This is a genomic window from Frankia gtarii (genome assembly GCF_025403375.1).
Taxonomy (GTDB): Bacteria; Actinomycetota; Actinomycetes; order Frankiales; family Frankiaceae; genus Frankia; species Frankia gtarii.
In genome coordinates, this window is the sequence record NZ_JAMPTM010000058.1 from 1 (window position 1) to 17,761 (window position 17,761).

Annotated in this window: 16 protein-coding genes; 12 read left to right on the forward strand and 4 right to left on the reverse strand. The window is 72.0% G+C overall.

Going from position 1 to position 17,761, the window contains the following annotated elements; all coding sequences use genetic code 11:
• Positions 1–89: 89 nt before the first annotated feature.
• The 3 genes from hpaH to NBZ83_RS11315 form a co-directional block, all read right to left on the reverse strand.
• Entirely contained in the window at positions 90–896 is an 807-nt protein-coding gene (gene hpaH / locus NBZ83_RS11305) for a 2-oxo-hept-4-ene-1,7-dioate hydratase (protein ID WP_261574918.1), read from the reverse strand.
• Positions 893–1,786: an alpha/beta fold hydrolase gene (locus NBZ83_RS11310; protein WP_261567820.1), complete on the reverse strand. Its 894-nt coding sequence runs from the start codon at positions 1,784–1,786 to the stop codon at positions 893–895. Before NBZ83_RS11310 ends, hpaH begins: the two co-directional genes overlap by 4 nt.
• 127 nt (positions 1,787–1,913) lie before the next feature.
• Positions 1,914–2,474, reverse strand: a complete 561-nt coding sequence (locus NBZ83_RS11315; protein ID WP_261567818.1) for a VOC family protein — start codon at positions 2,472–2,474, stop codon at positions 1,914–1,916.
• A 256-nt stretch (positions 2,475–2,730) separates the two neighbouring features.
• Here NBZ83_RS11315 and NBZ83_RS11320 point away from each other — a divergent pair, with 256 nt between their 5' ends.
• The 11 genes from NBZ83_RS11320 (at position 2,731) to NBZ83_RS11370 (ending at position 13,824) form a co-directional block, all read left to right on the forward strand.
• Complete coding sequence (locus NBZ83_RS11320) at positions 2,731–3,006, forward strand: hypothetical protein (protein WP_261567816.1); 276 nt, start codon at positions 2,731–2,733, stop codon at positions 3,004–3,006.
• Between the two features lie 47 nt (positions 3,007–3,053).
• A complete protein-coding gene (locus tag NBZ83_RS11325) occupies positions 3,054–4,172 on the forward strand; it encodes a thiolase family protein (protein WP_261574919.1) in 1,119 nt (372 codons plus the stop codon).
• The gene (locus NBZ83_RS11330; protein ID WP_261574921.1) at positions 4,169–4,774 is read left to right on the forward strand and encodes a Zn-ribbon domain-containing OB-fold protein; all 606 of its coding nucleotides are present in this window, start codon (positions 4,169–4,171) and stop codon (positions 4,772–4,774) included. Before NBZ83_RS11325 ends, NBZ83_RS11330 begins: the two co-directional genes overlap by 4 nt.
• On the forward strand, positions 4,771–6,072 hold the full coding sequence (locus NBZ83_RS11335; protein ID WP_261567813.1) for an aromatic ring-hydroxylating oxygenase subunit alpha: 1,302 nt from the start codon (positions 4,771–4,773) through the stop codon (positions 6,070–6,072). The genes NBZ83_RS11330 and NBZ83_RS11335 overlap by 4 nt, the downstream gene beginning before the upstream one ends.
• 54 nt (positions 6,073–6,126) lie before the next feature.
• Complete coding sequence (locus NBZ83_RS11340) at positions 6,127–6,651, forward strand: aromatic-ring-hydroxylating dioxygenase subunit beta (RefSeq protein ID WP_261574922.1); 525 nt, start codon at positions 6,127–6,129, stop codon at positions 6,649–6,651.
• A gap of 128 nt (positions 6,652–6,779) precedes the next feature.
• Positions 6,780–8,324, forward strand: a complete 1,545-nt coding sequence (locus NBZ83_RS11345) for a class I adenylate-forming enzyme family protein (RefSeq protein WP_261567811.1) — start codon at positions 6,780–6,782, stop codon at positions 8,322–8,324.
• Entirely contained in the window at positions 8,321–9,952 is a 1,632-nt protein-coding gene (locus NBZ83_RS11350; RefSeq protein WP_261574923.1) for a class I adenylate-forming enzyme family protein, read from the forward strand. Before NBZ83_RS11345 ends, NBZ83_RS11350 begins: the two co-directional genes overlap by 4 nt.
• Positions 9,953–10,003: 51 nt before the next feature.
• On the forward strand, positions 10,004–10,633 hold the full coding sequence (locus tag NBZ83_RS11355; RefSeq protein WP_261567809.1) for a cysteine hydrolase family protein: 630 nt from the start codon (positions 10,004–10,006) through the stop codon (positions 10,631–10,633).
• Between the two features lie 103 nt (positions 10,634–10,736).
• Positions 10,737–11,516 (forward strand): enoyl-CoA hydratase/isomerase family protein, encoded by a 780-nt coding sequence (locus tag NBZ83_RS11360; RefSeq protein WP_261569755.1) that lies wholly within the window; start codon positions 10,737–10,739, stop codon positions 11,514–11,516.
• Between the two features lie 100 nt (positions 11,517–11,616).
• Positions 11,617–11,814, forward strand: coding sequence for a ferredoxin (locus NBZ83_RS11365; protein WP_261569756.1), 198 nt, complete (start codon positions 11,617–11,619; stop codon positions 11,812–11,814).
• Between the two features lie 189 nt (positions 11,815–12,003).
• Entirely contained in the window at positions 12,004–13,824 is a 1,821-nt protein-coding gene (locus NBZ83_RS11370; protein WP_261569757.1) for a bifunctional 3-(3-hydroxy-phenyl)propionate/3-hydroxycinnamic acid hydroxylase, read from the forward strand.
• Between the two features lie 118 nt (positions 13,825–13,942).
• On the opposite strand, the gene NBZ83_RS11375 is transcribed toward NBZ83_RS11370, so the two are convergent.
• Positions 13,943–15,598 (reverse strand): class I adenylate-forming enzyme family protein, encoded by a 1,656-nt coding sequence (locus tag NBZ83_RS11375; protein ID WP_261569762.1) that lies wholly within the window; start codon positions 15,596–15,598, stop codon positions 13,943–13,945.
• A gap of 862 nt (positions 15,599–16,460) precedes the next feature.
• On the opposite strand from NBZ83_RS11375, the gene NBZ83_RS11380 reads away from it, so the two are divergent.
• Entirely contained in the window at positions 16,461–17,681 is a 1,221-nt protein-coding gene (locus NBZ83_RS11380; RefSeq protein ID WP_261574924.1) for an ABC transporter substrate-binding protein, read from the forward strand.
• The last annotated feature ends 80 nt before the right edge of the window (positions 17,682–17,761 follow it).

Here is a 17,761-nt window from a genome sequence, read left to right on the forward strand (position 1 = left end):
CCGCCCACCCGTCATCGCCGTCGCCCCCGGTGCTCCACACATCAGCAAGACCTCTCCTCGCCCGCCTGCCCGCACACCTGCCCGCTCGGTCAGGCGAAGCGGCAGGTGATGGCGCCCAGCGGGCCGTAGTCGGCGTGGAAGGTGTCGCCCGAGCGGGCGAACACCGGCCGGGTGAACGAGCCTGCCAGAATCACCTGGCCCGGGTCGAGACCCACCTTGTACGGGGCGAGCTTGTTCGCCAGCCACGCGACGCCGTTCGCCGGATGGTTCAGCACCGCCGCGGCGACCCCGGACTCCTCGATCGTCTCGTTGCGGTACAGCAGCGCCGACACCCAGCGCAGGTCCACCTCGTTGGGGCGCACGGCGCGCCCGCCGAGCACCAGCCCCGCGTCGGCGGCGTTGTCGGAGATGGTGTCGACGATGGTGCGCAGATGCCCGGTCGCCGGGTCGCTCATCTGCACCCGGGCGTCGAGGATCTCCAGCGCGGGCGTGACGTAGCGGGTGGCGTCGAGCACGTCGTAGATCGTGACGCCAGGGCCGGTCAGCGGCTCGGCGAGCACGAAGGCGAGTTCGACCTCGACCCGCGGGCGGATGAACCGGCCCGCGGGCACGACCCCGGAGTCGTCGAAGAACATGTCGTCGTAGATCGCGCCGTAGTCCGGCTCGGTGATCGAGACAGCCTGCTGCATCGCCCGCGACGTCAGGCCGATCTTGCGCCCGCGCAGCTCGCGGCCGGCGGCCAGCTTACGTTCGGTCCAGGCGCGCTGGACTGCGTAGGCGTCCTCGATCGTCATGTCCGGGTACTGCAGGGACAGCTGCGGGATGGGGGTCAGCGTGCGCTCGGCCTCGTCGAGGCGCGCGGCGGCGTCCTCGACGAGTTCGGAATCGAGCGTCATGCGTTCTCGGACTCGCTCTGCCCACCCAGCAGGAACGCCAGCGCCGCCGGGTTGAACAGCTCCGGGTCCTCGAAGTGCGGCCAGTGCTTGACCTCGGACATCTCCAGGACCTGCGAGTCCGGGATCAGCCGGGCGACCTGGCGGGCGGTGTTCTGGTACTCGCCGAAGTCCTTGCCGGATGCGACGACGAGCGTCGGGGCGGCGATGCGCGACCACTGGTCCGGCGGGATGAGGTTGCGATCGCGGGCCTCGGGGTCCTGCAGGATCAGCACGTGGTCGATGACCTTGCGCGTCTCCGGCAGCCGGTAGATCGCCTGGCGCAGGGCGATGACGTCGGGCAGCCGGTTGGCCTCGTCGGCGATCAGGTGGTTGAACATCGCCTTGGTGGACTCCCAGGTGGGGTTGTCCACGGCGGCGGTGCGCTCGGCCCGGATGCGGGCCATGTTCGACGCGGTCGCGATGAGGCCCGCGGGCGACATCAGGATCAGCTTGCGGACCCGGTCCGGTTCGTCGATGGCGAGCCGGGCGGCGACCCACGCTCCCAGCGACATGCCGATGATGTAGGTGGTCTGCACCCCGAGCGCGTCGAGCAGGCCGAGCAGGTGGCGCTCGTAGACGGCGATCTCGTAGTCGTAGTCCGGCTTGCTGGAGAAGCCGTTACCGACCATGTCCACCGCGATGCAGCGGAAGTGCTTGCTCAGCGGGCCGATGGTGGGCGCGAAGGTCTCCCAGTGCCCCCCGGTGCCGTGCAGCATGAGCACGACCGGGGCGTCGGGGGAACCGGCCTCGACGTAGCGGGTGGACACCCCGTCGATGTCGATCCAGTCCTGGCGGAACGGCACGTCCCGCAGGTACGTCCAGATGCTGCGGTAGGGGACCTCGTCGGTCATGCGCTGCTCACGATCCTCGTTCGTCGGGTCGGATGACTCGTCGGGCTCAGATGACTCGTCGGGCGCGGGGCGAGCCCCCGGCACGGGTGGACTCCCCGTGCGCGGGCCGCCTCGGGGCGGGAGCCGGTCAGTCGCTCTCGGCGGCGCGCAGGCGCTGCGCCACCGACGCGCTCCACGTCTGCACCGGGGACCAGGTGGCCGTCTCCTCGATGAGGGCCTGGGTCTTCTCCCGGATCACCTCGTCGGTGTCGGCCAGGTCCAGCGCGACCCGCCAGGGCTGGCTGACGTACCACGGCGTCGGGGTGTAGAGCTCCAACCGGTTCCCTTCCGGGTCCAGGAAGTAGATGCTCCAACTGTTGCCGTGGTTACGACCCTCCATACCGGTCGCGCCGAGTTCCAGGGCCTTGTCGTGGAACCAGCGCAGCGAGGTGAGGTCGTCGTCGGTGAGACGGAAGGAGACCTGGCTGAGCAGAGCGATCTCGCCCTCGGGGACCTTGCGCCCGGAGACGAGCACGAGCTGGTGGTGCTCGTCCGCGCGGCGGCTGAGGAAGGTCAGCCGGCGGCCCAGGAAGTCGCCCTGGTCGATGACGAGCAGGCCGAGTAGCTCCGAGTAGAAGTTGACCATGCGGTCCACGTCGTTGACGTACAGACCTACATGGGTGAGCTGGGCGGGCGGGGGAGCAGCCATGATCCATCCCTCGGGTCGGCGGGAACGCGGGACCTCGGCGGGTAGGCGAGGTCCCGCGGCCGGGTCACGACCCGGCCCGGCGGACGCCCCTGGGCAGCGGGCGGCGCAGACGGCGGGATCGAGCGTGAGTCCAGCACCGTTTCTGACAGTGAGTATACCCTAGGGCCATGAACCGTCCCGCCTCCACCAGATCCCCCGGAGCACGCCCGTCCGTGACCGGTACCACCGGCGGGCGGCCGTCCCGAGGGGGGTACCGGTGAGCCGGCCGCACCGCGACCACCTGGAGTCCGCCGAGTTGTCCAACGAGTTCGCCGCCGTGCGAGTTTCGGTGGACCGCCGCGGAAACTCCCCCCGATTGCTGGTCGAGGACATCGAGACCGGCGCGTCGATCCTGCTGTCCCCGATCGAGCTGGCGAGCCTGTGCCTGGCCGCACCCGAGGACCGCCTGGACTGGCTGCGCGTGGGCGCCTACCGAGAGGAACGCAGCCCCGTGCGGCGCTCGGCGCTCACGGGTCCGGGAGCCCAGAGCTGATGGCCTCGCCTCTGGAGCCCGCGATTGTCGGACTCGGTCTGACACCCATGTCTCTTTCGGCCGGCGGTGTGCCCGTCGACCTCGCCATCGAGGCCGTCGCGGGCGCGCTCGCCGACGCGGGGCTCGCCCCCGGTGACGTCGACGGCCTGCTCGTCAACTCCAGCCAGGGGGTTCGCCCCGACCGGCTGGGCGTGGCGCTGGCCCGGCAGGGCGGGCTCGGTGACCTGCGCCTGCTCGAGCATGTCGAGATCAAGGGCGCCACCGCGGCCGCGATGATCCAGCGGGCGGTGCTCGCCATTCGGGCGGGCCTGGCCCGCACCGTGATCTGCGTCTTCGCCGACGCACCGCTGCGCGCCGGCGGCACGTCCGGGTCGACCTATGCCCACAGCGGCGGCAACGACGGGGCCCGCGGGCTGGAGCGGGCCAGTGGTGTGCTCGGCTCGGTCCCCACCTACGCCCTGCTCGCCTCGCGCTACTTCGCGGTGTCCGGCGGAGACCCCGAGGACCTGTGCGCCGTGGCCGTGTCGACCCGCGCCTGGGCGTTGGGCAACCCGGACGCGGTCGTGCGCAAGCCGCTGGACGCCGAGGGCTACTTCGCCAGTCGGATGATCTCCGCCCCGCTGCGCGTGCTCGACTGCGCACGCCCCGTCAACGGCGCGGTCGCCCTCGTGGTCAGCGGCGAGGCCACGCCCGGCCAGGCCCCGCGGGTCCACGTCCGCGGGATGGGCCAGGCGCATCCGATGCGCCGGCGGCGCGCCCCGGGCGAGTCGTGGTTCGGCGGCGGCCGGGCCGCCGTCGACGGCGCGCTGGAGATGGCCGGGCTCACCCGTGCCGACCTCGACGTCATCGAGCTCTACGACCCGTTCAGCGTGGTGACCCTGCTGCTGCTGGAGGAGTACGGCCTGGTCGAGCCCGGGCAGGCGGGCAAGGTGGTCCGCTCAGGCGCCACCGCCCCCGGCGGCGACCTGCCGGTCAACACCGGCGGCGGCCAGCTCTCCGGGTTCTACCTGCAGGGGATGACGCCGCTGGCCGAGGCCGTGGTGCAGCTTCGCGGCGCCGGCGGGGCGCGCCAGGTGCCCGGCGCGAGCACCGCGCTCGTCGGCGGCATCGGCGGCCGGGTCGACCACCACGCCTGCCTGATCCTCGACCTGGAGCCGTCCCGATGAGCCCGAACACCGCCGCCGCCGCCAGCCCCGCCGCCGCCGCGCAGGCGCAGGCGCAGGCGGAGGACTGGCTGGTCGATGCGGCGCTGGCGCCGCTGGCCGACGGGTCGCTCGCCCCGCTGTACGCCGGCGCCGCCGCAGGCGAGCTCACGCTGCCGTTCTGCGCGGCCTGCGGGCTGGCCCTCGAACTGGAGCAGCGGGCCTGCGACGGCTGTGGTGCCACCGACATCCGCTGGCGCCCGGTCGAGCGTGCCGGCAGTGTGCATGCGGTCACCCTCGTGCACCGGCGGGAGCCGGGCCTGGTCCGGGTGACCGAGCCCTACCCCGTCCTGGACATCGAGCTGGCCAGCGGGCATCGACTGATCATGACCACGCTCACCGCCACCGGGTCCGCCCCCGCGATCGGCCGGCCCGTCACCATCGGCTTCCGCCACGTCGGCGGCGTCGCGGTGCCCGCCGCGTCCCTCGACCCGGCCGGCGCCGACGACTCCCCCGCGACATCCGGCACCACTCCCGTTCCCGGCACCACCCCCGCACCCGACCCATCCGCGGCAGGTCTCCCGGCCGCGGCGCACACCTCATCCGAACCGGAGGTCTCCCCATGACCGAGCTGGACACGTCGGCGCACGTCGGCCAGGTGGACGTCGCCGCGCTCGTCGAACCCGACCGCGTCCATGGTTCCGTCTACACCTCCCAGGAGGTGTACGACCAGGAGATGGACCGGATCTTCCGCAACGGCTGGGTGTTCGTCGCCCACGTCAGCGAGGTCCCCGAGCCGGGCGACTACGTCACCCGCCGCATCGCCGGCGAACCGTGGATCGTCGTGCGGGGCAAGGACGGCGAGGTGCGGGTGTTGGCCAACCGCTGCACGCACCGCGGCAACCGGCTGTGCAACGCCGACGCCGGCAACAGCTCGTCGTTCCGCTGCCCCTACCACGGCTGGACGTTCAGCAATGACGGCCACCTCGCCGGCGTCCCGATGCGCGACGGCTACGGGTCGAGCTTCCACGCGGTGCGCGACGCCATGGGGCTCTCCCCGGCCGCGGCCGTCGACAGCTACGGCGGCTTCGTCTTCGCCTCGCTGAACCCGCCGGCGATCACCCTGCTCGAGCATCTCGGCCGGTCGACGACCGCCATCGACCGGCTGCTGGCGGTGTCCCCCACCGGCGAGCTGAACCTGCGCGCCGGCTGGATGAAGCACGACATGCGCTGCAACTGGAAGATGGTCATGGAGAACAACGTGGACGGCTACCACGCGCTGTTCACCCATGCCTCCGTGTACGACGCGGTGAAGCCGGCGAAGGTCTCCCACGTCCCGTCCAAGGTCGAGGTGTACGTCCGCGACCTCGGCAACGGCCACTCCGAGATCGACTACGCCAAGGAGTACAGCCGCCTCGACGAGGAGTTCATCTGGTTCGGCCGGATCCGCCGGGAGAAGCTGCCCCGGTACGTCGCCGCGATGGAGGAGGCGCGCGGGCCGGAGGACACCCACCGGGCGTTCGTCGTCGGCCCCCCGCACACGCTGATCTTCCCGAACCTGTTCCTCGCCGAGATGAACGTCATGACGGTGGAGCCGCTGGGTCCGGGCCGGGCGATCGCCTACACCACGCCCGCCCTGATCCCGGGCGCGGACGAGGTCAACGAGAAGACCCTGCGCCGCAGCGAGGGCGCGATGGGTCCGGCCGGGTTCCTCATCGCCGACGACGGCGAGATCGGCGCCCGCAACCAGCTCGGCCTCGCGGCGGGCTCACCCGAGTGGGTCGTGCTTCGCCGCGGCACGGAGTCCGACATCACCGACGAGACCGGCATCGTCAACCACGACAAGTCGGCCGAGACGCCGCAGCGCGGCTGGTGGAAGCACTGGACGCAGGTGCTCACCGGGACCGCCGCTCCCGGCGCCTGACCGGGGGCGTCCAACCGCAGGCAGCCGTCCGCACACCGCAGGGAGCCCGTCCACATGTCTGACCTCACCAGCCTCGGTGCCGCCGCCGCGGTGCCCGCCGGCGCCGTGCCCGCCGCCGGCGTCGACCCAGCTCTGGCCTCCTTCATCTACACCGAGGCCCGCCTCGCCGACGAGGCGCGGTACTCGCAGTGGGAGGCGCTGTGGGACGACGACGCCAAGTACTGGGTGCCGATGCACCCCGACCACGACCCGAGGGTCAACGTCTCCTACATCTACGACAACCGCCGCCGGATCCGCAGCCGGGTCGCGCAGCTCAACTCCGGTAACCGGCACTCCCAGACCCCGCCGTCGGTGCTGCGTCGACTGATCACGAACCTGGAGGTCGTCGCCCAGGACGCTGACACGACGACCCTGGCCGCCAACTTCGTGATCTACGAGTACCGGTTCGACCTGACCGTCTGGGCCGGCCGCTACGAGTACCGGATCCGGACGCGGGGCGGGGACCTCAAGCTCGCCGCCAAGACCGTCCACCTGGTCAACGCCGGCGGGCCCGTCCCCACGATGTCCTTCCTGATCTGAGTCGGCCGCCCCGTTCTCGAGTCGGCCGCCGCAGGCCCAGGCCGTCCTTCCTGATCCGAATTCCGGCGCCACCGGCCCGACCTCGCGTCGGCGCCGGTCGGCTCCGCCCGCCCGAGTTGCGAGGAACGATGCTGATCGGTGACATAGCCCGGCGCAATGCCCGCCGCTACCCCGACAAGGCCGCGGTGGTGTACGAGGACACCGAGCTGTCCTGGCGGTCCCTGGACCAGCGCGCCAACCGCATCGCCACCTACCTGCTCGGGCGGGGGCTGGTGAAGGGCGACCGGGTCGCCGTCTGCGCGCGCAACACCCCGGAGTGGCCGGAGATCACCTACGGGCTCGCCAAGGCGGGCCTGGTGCTCGTGCCGATCAACATCCGGCTCTCCGGGCCGGAGGTCGACTACGTCCTGTCCGACAGCGGGGCGCGGGCGGCCATCGTGCACACCGACCACGTCGACGGGCCGGGGGCGCCGCTGGCCGCCCTGGACACCGTCGTCGAGATCGGCGGGGACTCGGTCGGCGTGAACTACGCCAAGGCGCTGGCGGCGGGCCGCGACGTCGACCCCACCCCGGCTGACCTCGTCGACAGTGACATCCACCTGCTGCTCTACACCAGCGGGACGACCGGCCGGCCCAAGGCCGTGGTGCACGAGCACCGCACCCTGCTCGCCCAGGTGCTCGACACCACGATCTCCACCGAGTCCCGCCACGACGACGTCTTCCTGGCGACCACCCCGTTCTACACCGCGGGCGGAATGATCCGGACGCTGTCCTGGATGTACCTGGGCCAGACGATGGTCATCCATCCCCGCTTCGACCCCGTCGCGGTGCTGAAGACGATCGAGCGCTGGCAGGTCACGATGACCACGTTCATCCCGACCATGCTGATCCGTACGCTGCGCGAGCTCGACTCCCGGTCCGACATCGACGTGTCCAGCCTGCGGCGGATCAGCTACGGCTCGGCGCCCGCCCCGCCCGGCCTCGCCGAGGAGGCGGCCCGCAAGCTCGGCTGCGACCTGCAGCAGCGCTACGGCTCCACCGAGGCCGGCGGGCAGGTCACGATCCTCACCCCCGAGGATCACCAGGCGATCTTCGCCGGAGACGATGCGCTGCGCACCTCCTGCGGCAAGGAGACGCCGCACGCCGAGATCCGCATCGTCGGCGACGACGGCGCCGACCTGCCGCGAGGCGAGGTCGGCGAGATCGTCGTCAGGGCCGACTCGGTCGCCCGCGGCTACTGGAACCGGCCCGAGGCCAACGCCGAGACCTTCCGGCCCGACGGCCTGTGGACCGGCGACCTGGGCCGCCTCGACGAACGCGGCTACCTGCACATCGCCGGCCGGAAGATCGACATGATCATCTCCGGCGGGTTCAACGTGTACCCGGCCGAGATCGAGCGGGTGCTCGGCGCGCATCCCAACGTCGACCTGGTGGCCGTCGTCGGCGTCACGCACCCGGAGTGGGGCGAGACGCCGATCGCGGTCGTGGTGCCCAAGGGCGAGATCACCACCGAGGACCTGGAGGCGCAGCTGCGCGCCCTCGCCCGCGAGCAGCTCGCCGGCTACAAGCAGCCGCGTGGTTTCGCGTTCCGCTCGGAGATGCCCCTCGGCCCGGCCGGCAAGATCCTCAAGCGGGAGCTGCGGGCGGAGCTCTCCGCGCCCGAAACCCCGTGAGCCAGACGTCGGCCCCGACGTCTGGCGCGATATCCACCCCGGCCTCCGCCGCGGCCTCCGCCCCGATCCTCGCCGCGCAGGCGTCGACAGGTGCGGGGGCGGCGTCGCTGTGGGAGCTCGCCCGCACGCGGGCCGCGCTGACGCCCGACGCCCTGCTCGCGGTGGACGCGGGCGGGGACCGGGTCACGTTCGCGCAGTTCCGCGACCGGGCCGAGCGGCTCGCCGCGGGACTGGCGGCGCGCGGCATCCGCCGTGACGACGTCGTCTCCTGGCAGCTGCCGAACCGGATCTCGACGATGGTGCTCGCCGCGGCACTCAGCCGGCTCGGCGCGGTTCAGAATCCGCTGGTGACGATGCTGCGCGAACGGGAGGTCGGGTTCATCACCCGGCAGGCCGGCGCCCGGCTGCTCGTCGTCGCGGCCAGCTTTCGCGGGTTCGACCACCTCGCCATGGCCCATGCCGTCGCCGCCGAGGTGCCCGGCCTCGACGTGGTCGACGCGGCCGAGCTGACCGACGCCGACCCCGCCGGCCTCCCCCCGGACCCGGCGGAGGGGTCCGGGCAGCCGGCGGCGGCGGTGCGCTGGCTGCTCTACACCTCGGGCACCACCTCGGCACCCAAGGGCGCCCGGCACACCGACCGGGCGCTGCTCGCCGCGTCCACCACGTTCAGTGACGCGCTGGCGGTGACGGCCACCGACCGGGTCGCGATGCTGGCGCCGATCGCCCACATCGGCGGGCTCGCCCATCTCGTCACGGCGCTGCGCTGCGGCAGCTCGCTGGTGACCGCCGAGGTGTTCGACCCGGCGAGCACGCCAGACCTGCTGGCCGCCCAGGGCGTGACGATCGTCGGGTCCGGGGTGCCGTTCATCCGGGTGTACCTGGCCCGGCAGGCCGCCGCCGGAGACGTGCGGCTGTTTGCGCGGGCGCGGGTGTTCCTCTGCGGCGGCTCCCCTCGCCCGGCGAGCCTGCACGCCGAGGTCCGCGACACCCTCGGCGGGGTGGGCGTCGTCTCCGGCTACGGGATGACCGAATGCCCCTACGTCTGCTGGGGGCGGGCGGACGACGCCGACGCCGACCACGCGAGCACCGAGGGTCCGCCCGGCGAGGGCGCCGAGGTCGTCGTCGTGCGCGGCGACGGATCCCGCGCCGACCCCGGGGAGTCCGGGGAGATCCGGGTCCGCGGCCCGCAGCTCATGCTCGGCTACGTCGACGCCGCCCTCGACGCCGAGGCGTTCGACGCCGACGGCTTCTTCCGCACCGGCGACCTCGGCTTCGTCGACGAACGGTCCTACCTCACCGTCACCGGCCGACTCAAGGAGGTGATCATCCGGAACATGGAGAACATCTCCGCCCGGGAGGTCGCCGAGCCACTGGCCGCGCATCCCGGGGTCGTCGACGTGGCGGTGCTCGGCGTGCCGGATCCGGTGACGGGGGAACGGGTCTGCGCCGTGGTCGTGCCCGCGGACGCCGCCGCGCCGCCGACGCTTTCGCAGCTGTGCGAGTACCTGCTCGCCGGCGGCCTGAACAAGCGCAAGCTCCCGGAGCGGCTGGAGATCGTCGACGCGCTGCCGCGCAACGCGATGGGCAAGGTCGCCCTGCCCGACCTGCGCCGGCGCATCGGCGTCTGAACGGTCGAGCGGGTTCGAGGCCCCGAAGTTCCTGCGGAGAGGACGATCAGCATGCTCATCATCGGCCGACCGGCGCTGGTCATCAGCGAGTTCCAACGCGGCATCGTGGATCCGGCGGTGAGCCGGCTACCGGCGCTCGCCGAACAGGCCGAGTCGAGGGGCGTCGGCGCTCGCATCGGCGTGCTCGCGGAGGCGTTCCGTGCGGCGGGTCTGCCGGTGGTGCACGCCATCATCGAGCACCGACCGGACCTGGTCGGCCTGCGCGCGAACTCGGCGCTGTCCGCGATGGCGATCAAGCGCCGGACGATGATCGCCGGCAGCGTGGACGTCGAGGTCCCCGAGCCGGTGACCCCCCGCGAGGGTGATCTGGTCAGCAGTCGCGCGACGGGGCTCACCGCGTTCTACGGCACCGACCTCGACGCGATGCTGCGGTTGACCGACACCCGTGTCGTGGTCGTCGCCGGCGTGTCGACGAACGTCGCGATCCCGGGTCTCGTGCTGGAGGCGGTCAACCGCGGCTACCACGTGGTGCTGCCCGAGGACGCCACCGCGGGCGCCTCCGCCGAGACCCACCGCTTCATGCTCGACAACTTCCTGGCCATGGTCACGAGGATCACGACCGTCGACGAGGTCGCCGCCGAGCTGAAGGCGGGCGCCGGCGTCTGGGACGCCAGCCCCTGATCCCCCGAGCACTCCCCCACCAGCTCCAGCCCCGTCCAACCAGCCCAGCCAGCCCAGCCAGCCCAGCCGGCCCAGCCAGCTCGCCCACTCCCGAGGAACATTCATGCCGCTCAAGGACCTCACGACCGTCCTCTACGAGGTCGACGACCACGTCGCGACCATCACCCTCAACCGCCCCGAGCGGCTCAACTCCTTCACGGAGACGATGACGCTGGAGATGGAGGCGGTCTGGCACGAGGTCCGCGACGACGACGACGTGCGCGTCGCCGTCCTGCGCGCCGCCGGCGAGCGCGCGTTCTGCACCGGGCTGGACATCCAGGAGGGCCCCTGGTGGAACGACCAGAACCAGTGGAACCAGGAGGACCCCGGGGTCCGTCTCGGCCCGCGCAAGCAGTTCGTCTGGAAGCCGGTGATCACCGCGGTGCACGGCATCGCCGCCGGCGGCGCCATGTACTTCCTCAACGAGTCGGACATCATCATCTGCTCCGAGGACGCCACCTTCTTCGACCCGCACGCCAACGGCGGCCTCGTCTCCGCACTGGAGCCGATCGGGATGCTGGCCCGCAACATCCCCCTCGGCGACGTGCTGCGCTGGGCGCTGCTCGGCAACGACGAGCGGCTCACCGCCGAGACGGCCCTGCGGCTGGGTATCGTCACCGAGGTGGTGCCCCGCGAGCAGCTCTGGCCGCGGGCCGCGGAGCTCGCCGCCGAGATCGCCGCGCGCCGCCCGGAGGCCATCCAGGGCACCATCCGCGCCATCTGGGAGTCCCTGGACATGACCCCGTCGCTGGCCCAGCGGGCCGGGCTGTCATACACCCAGCGCGGCAACCGCGGCGGCAGCCCCGTCCCGCCGAACGTGAAGCGCAAGCCCCGCTTGCGCTGACCGCACCCGCGGCCGAACCCCCGGCCGACCCCGGCCCCGAATTCCCAGCCGACCCGAATCCCAGCCGACCCGAATCTCAGCCGACGAGGACGACGAACGCATGCGTATCCACATGGAGCAGCCGGAATGCTCCGGCCACGGCCAGTGCTATCTGGTGAACCCGGAGCTGTTCCCGCTCGACGACGACGGCTTCACCGCGCTCAGCGGTGACGTCGCCGTGCCCGCGGGCGCCGAGGACGACGCCCGCCGCGGCGTCGCCGCCTGCCCCCAGCAGGCCATCTCCGTGCTGGCCGACTGACCGGGCGGACCGGACCGGCGGGCGAGGCCCGGAAAGCACGACAGCGGCAGAAAGCACGACAATGGCAGAACAGTAGCGACCCGGGCAGGACGCCGACGACGGGCAGGACCGCGACTACGGGCAGGACGGCGAGGCAGCCGCCACGGCACCACGATGGCGATCCGCTCCGGGCAGGAAGAGGAGACGGTAATGATCAGGGAATCGGCCGATGTGGCGATCGTCGGCGCGGGACCGTGCGGGGTGACGCTGTCCAACCTGCTGGGCACCTACGGGGTGAGCACCGTCGTGCTCGACCGGGAGTCCGGGGTCATCGACTATCCGCGGGCCGTCGCCGTGGACGACGAGTCGTTAAGGACGTTCCAGGCTGTCGGCCTGGTCCACGAGGTGCTCGCCGACTGCATCCAGAACGCGCCGATCCGCTACCACAACTCGCAGGGCAAAGTCCTCGCGCACGTGGGGCCCAGTGGACAGCCGTTCGGCTGGCCACGGCGCAACCTGTTCTTCCAGCCGCTGATGGAGGCGACGCTGCGCCGCGGGCTCGACCGCTTCCCCGGTGTGCGGCTGTACGCCGACACGGAGGTGACCGGGCTGGAGCGCACCGACGACGGCGTCGTGCTGACCGGCACGCGCGACGGCGAGGACGTCACGGTCAACGCCCGCTACCTCGTCGGCGCCGACGGCGGGCGCAGCTTCGTGCGCCGCAGTGTCGGCGTCGAGCTCGTGGGTGAGACGAACCCGTCGAAGTGGCTGGTGGTCGACGTCTCCGACGACCAGCTCGACGCGCCCTACTCGGCGGTGCACTGCGACCCGGTCCGCCCGTCGATGACGATCCCGCTGCCCTACGGGCACCGCCGCTTCGAGTTCAAGCTGCTGCCCGACGAGACCGACGAGCAGATGGTGACCGACGAGGTCGTCATGGGCCTGCTCGCGCGGCACTACCGGGACACGCCGATGCCGCGGATCTCCCGGCGGCGGATCTACTGGCACCACTCCCGTATCGCCACCACCTTCCAGGTCGGCCCGGTGTTCCTCGCCGGCGACGCCGCCCACCTGCAGCCGCCGTTCTTCGGCCAGGGGATGAACTCCGGGATCCGGGACGCGACGAACCTCGGCTGGAAGCTCGCCGCGGTGCTCGCGGGCCGGGCCGACGCACGCCTCCTCGACACCTACGACGCCGAGCGGCGCGCCCACGCCGAGACGATGGTCTCCTTCGCCACCCGGGTCGGCGCGATGTACGAGCCGCGCAACCGGTTCACCGAACGGGTGCGCGACGCGTTCTTCGTCGGCGTCCAGCGCATCCCCGGGGCCCGGGACTACATCCTGCAGATGAAGTACAAGCCGCTGCCCCGCTACACCGAGGGCGCGGTCCTGGCCCCGGCGACCCCGGACAAGGGTTCCCCGGTGGGCCGGATGTTCGGCCAGCCGTCGGTGGAGACCGCCGACCGGCTGCGGATGAAGCTCGACGACGTCATCGGGCCGTCCTTCGCCGTCCTCGGCATCGGGCGCGACCCGGCGGCCGCGCTGTCCGCGGAGGGCCTGGCGTTCTGGCAGGCCCTGGGCGCGCTGACCATCCGGGTGGACCCGGCCCGCACCGCGCGGCGCGGAGCACCCGCGCAGGACAGCGCCGCCACCGCGACCCCCGCGAACACCGCAGCCGAGACCTCCTCGACCACCACGGGCGCCCCCGCGGGCGAGGCCCCGACCAGGTCGACCGGCGGAATCGGCACCGGTGCCTCGAATGACCGGGCGCCGGGCACGCTCACGGACCCGCGGACCGGGTCGCTGCTGGTGCGCGACATCGACGGAGCGTTTCGGGACCTGCGCCTGGGCCGCCCCACCGACGAGATCATCATTCTGCGCCCGGACCGGTACGTGCTGGCAGTGTGCCCGGCCGCGGAGCTGGAGGCCACGACGCGGCGGCTGCGCACCCTGCTGGGAGTGCCGCCCGCCGCCGCCCGGGACGACAGCACGGGCCCGGTCGCGCCGCCCACGGCCAGCCCGCGTTTCTGATTCCGGTGTCACCGGCCGCGGTCGCCTGCGAAAGGGGCGGCCGCGGCCGGTCGTGCCGCGGTGAGCGGCAGCCACCGGCACACCACCGCCCACCCAGGCTTCGGACCTGCCCGCTCGCTCAGGCGTCGGCGGTGACGGACTCCCGCAGCTGCTTCTTCAGCGCCTTGCCCATCGCGTTGCGGGGGATGGCGTCGAGGAGCTCCAGCCGTTCGGGCGTCTTGTAGACGGCCAGGCCCTTCTCCCGGCAGAACGCGGCCAGGTCGGGCAGGGTGAGCGGGGTGAGCGGGCCCGCGCCCTCGGCCTGCACCACGAATGCGACGCACCGCTCGCCGGTACGCGGGTCGGGCAGCCCGACGACGGCCACCTCGGCGATGCCGGGATGAGTCAGCAGGACGTTCTCCACCTCCAGCGCGGAGATGTTCTCGGCGTTGCGGACGATGACGTCCTTGAGCCGTCCGGTGATGTACAGCCAGCCCTCGGGATGGTGGATGCCCAGGTCACCGGTGTGGAAGTAGCCGTCGGGGGTGAAGGCCTCGGCGTCGAGGGAGGCGTCGACGTAGCCGGTGAACAGCTGCGGGCCGGCGATGCACAGCTCCCCCTCCTCGCCCCGCGCGACCTCCGTGCCGTCGGGGTCACGCACGCTGATCCGCACGCCGGGGCCCGGGCGGCCCGCGGCGGTGCGCAGCCGCTCGGGCGGATCCCCCGGCGACGGGTAGCCGGCCATCGGGAACTCGGTCAGGCCCCAGCCGTTCATCAGGCCGTCGCCGCCCAGCTCCGCGATGGCGCGGTCGTGCATCCCGGGCTCGCTCGGCGCCCCGCCGGCCATGAAGAACCGCAGCCGGGCGAACAGCGGCTCCGGGCCGTCGGCACGTTGGGCGTTGTAGGCGGCCTGTGCGTTGAAGTAGGCGTGGAAGTGCGGCGCGGCGCTGCCGAGCATCGTCGACCCGTGCCGCGCCAGCGCCAGCGGGGCGGTGCGGGGATCGAAGATGTCGACGAGCACGACCTTGCAGGCCGTCCGCAGGCCCAGCGACAGCACGCTCGACCCGCCGATGTGGGCGATCGGGAACGCGATCGAGGCGACGTCGGTCTCGTCGAACCCGAGCTGGGACACCATCGAGTTCGACCCGGCGATGACGGAGGCGTCGGTGTGGCGCGCCCCCTTGGGAAAACCCGTGGTGCCCGACGAGTAGAACACCCAACGCACGTCGGCGTGGGCGTCCCCGGTGGGCGGGAGCGGGGGCGGAGGCAGGGTCGAGGGATCCCCGAGCGGCAGCGGGAAGTCGGCGAACCAGTCCGTGTCCACCGGCGGGCCGGTCAGCCGCGCCGTCGCCGGGTCCGGCGGCAGGTAGGGATCGCAGACCAGCGTGCGCAGGCCGCGCCGGGCCGCGATCGTGTCGGCCATCGGGCGGTAGTCGAAGCCGCGGAACACCGCCGGGACGATCAGCAGGGTCGTGCCGAGCTGCTCGACGATGAAGTCGACCTCGGCCTCGCGCAGCAGGGGAATGATCGGGTTCTGCACCGCACCCAGGCGGGACAGCGCGCTCATCAGCACCGCGCTCTCGATGGTGGTCGGTAGCTGCCAGCTCACCTGGGTGCCGGCGCCGACCCCCGTCGCGGCCAGGCCGGCGGCGACCCGCAGAGCCAGCTCGCGAAACTCGCCGAAACTGATCCGACGGTCGTGGTTGTCCACCAGCATCGGTAGGTCGGGCGTTGCCGCGGCCCGCCATTCCACCAGCTCCCACCACTGCCGCAGCGACGCGTCAGCAGAGCTCATCGACCTGGCCTCCCACCCGTCCGGACCCCTCGCGGCGCAGCACGCGAGACGCCGTGCCACCGCAGCATCTGACATTGTGTCTACAGCAATCGGAAAGATCAGGAAAGTTTCTGAGCCGTCCCGGGACCGGTCGACACCCCCGTGGCCGCCGGCTCCGCGGGCACCTTCGTCGCTCTCACCCCAGAAATCACTCTCAGTGATCGTCGGCTGGCAGCAGCCGCGGGCATGGCGGACCGAAACAGGGCATATCTCCGATACCCAGTCGATTGCCGTTCCACGGCGAAGATTCGCCTGCCGCCTTCACACCGAACCCGCCGGAGACCGGGGCGCGCCACGCCACGGCACCCGGCCGGGGAAGTGGCTCACGCGACCCGCCGCACCGTTTAGCGCACCGAGAAATGCAAAACGCCGTCGCCAGAAGGCGACGAATTATACGCACACATTCCCGACCTCGGGTCGCCTTCCGGCATGGCCGCGGACTACCCGGTCCGACCCGCCGCGCGGCCGGGTGCGCCGTCCCGGCCGAGGCCTGGGCGACCTTCGATCTGCCTGGTGACGACGCCTATCCCCCGGTAAGGGTGCCCGCGCGTCCCGCCGGCCGCCGGCCACCGTCCGCCGTCCGGCCGGCGACGCCCCCAGCCGCGGCGCACCCGCACCCCCTCCCAGGTGTGACATTGACGTCAGAACGGGTAAGCGGGAAGATTCGGCTCCCGCGGGCGAAGCGGCGGGGATTCCTGACCTCTACGTGAACTGTCGACCGCCATCGCGCCCGCATTGACGAATCATCACGGCGACCGACCGATCGCACTCCGACCTAGCGTCGGCGCCGCCGGTCGAGCACAGTTGACAAGGGGATACACCGATGGCACCGAGGCGACGACGGACACTGTCCGGCTGTATCGCAGCATTCGCCGCTTTATTACTCACCGTGTCGGCCTGTGGGGGCAGCAGCGATGGCGGGGCGAAGGCCGACGCCCCGCGCGGCGCCACCACACCGGCACCCACCGGAACACCGTTGAAGATCGGTAATGTGGGCCTGTACAGCGGCGCCTTCGGCCCGCAGAACCAGCGCGGGCTCGACGCCCTCGTCGCCTGGTCGAAGTGGGTCAACGCGCACGGCGGCATCGCCGGCCACCCCGTCGAGGTGATCAGCCGGGACGACCAGGGCGACCCGACGAAGTCGATCGCGGCCGTCCACCAGCTCGTCGAGCAGGACAAGGTCCTCGCCCTCGTCGGCAACTTCGCCGGCGCCACCGACGGCTCCTGGCGCAGCTACGTCGAGCAGCACAACATCCCCGTCATCGGCGGGATCACCACGACCGCCCAGTACGGCAAGTCGCCGATGTTCTTCGCCGCGACGTCGAACTCGCTGGGCTACCTCACCGGCGAGGTGTACAGCGTGAAACTCGCCGGCTCGCCGAAGTTCGGCACGATCGTCTGCGCCGAGCAGGCCGCCTGCGCGGAGGCCAACGGCCTGATCTCCACCATCTCCGACCACCTCGGGGTGGCCTCGGCGGGTGTCCAGACCGCCTCGGCCTCGGCGCCGAACTACACCTCGCAGTGCCTGTCGCTGCGCAGCGCGGGCGTGAAGGCCATCATCACGAACGTGCCCGCCCAGGTCACCCAGCGGCTCATCAAGGACTGCTCGACGCAGCACTTCCAGCCGACCTACGTCTTCTCCGGCGGCGTGTTCCAGCAGAACCTCATCCAGCCGGCGACCGAGGGTGCGTGGCTGACCTCCGGGGCCCCGCTGTGGTTCGGCGACAAGCCCTACCTGGCCGACTTCACCGCCGCGCTGAAGCAGTACACCAAGAACGACCCGGACGGCTTCGCCAGCCGCGGCTGGCAGGCAGGGCTGTTCTTCGCCGCCGCGGCGAAGAACGTCTCGGCGACGCCCACCAGCGCCGAGATCCTCGACGGGCTGTACGCGCTGAGCGGCCAGTCCCTCGGTGAGTGGTCGCCCCCGCTGAAGTTCACGAAGGGCCAGCCCAACGAAGTCGGCGCCTGCAACTGGTACGCCAAGGTCGTCGGCGGCAAGCTGACGACCCCCAAGGGGGACAAGCCCGTCTGCGTGGAGAACTGATCCGAGCGGCGATCCGCCGCTGACCGGTCCGCTCCGGTCCCGCCGCACGGCGGGACCGGAGCCGGCACCGGACCGAGCCA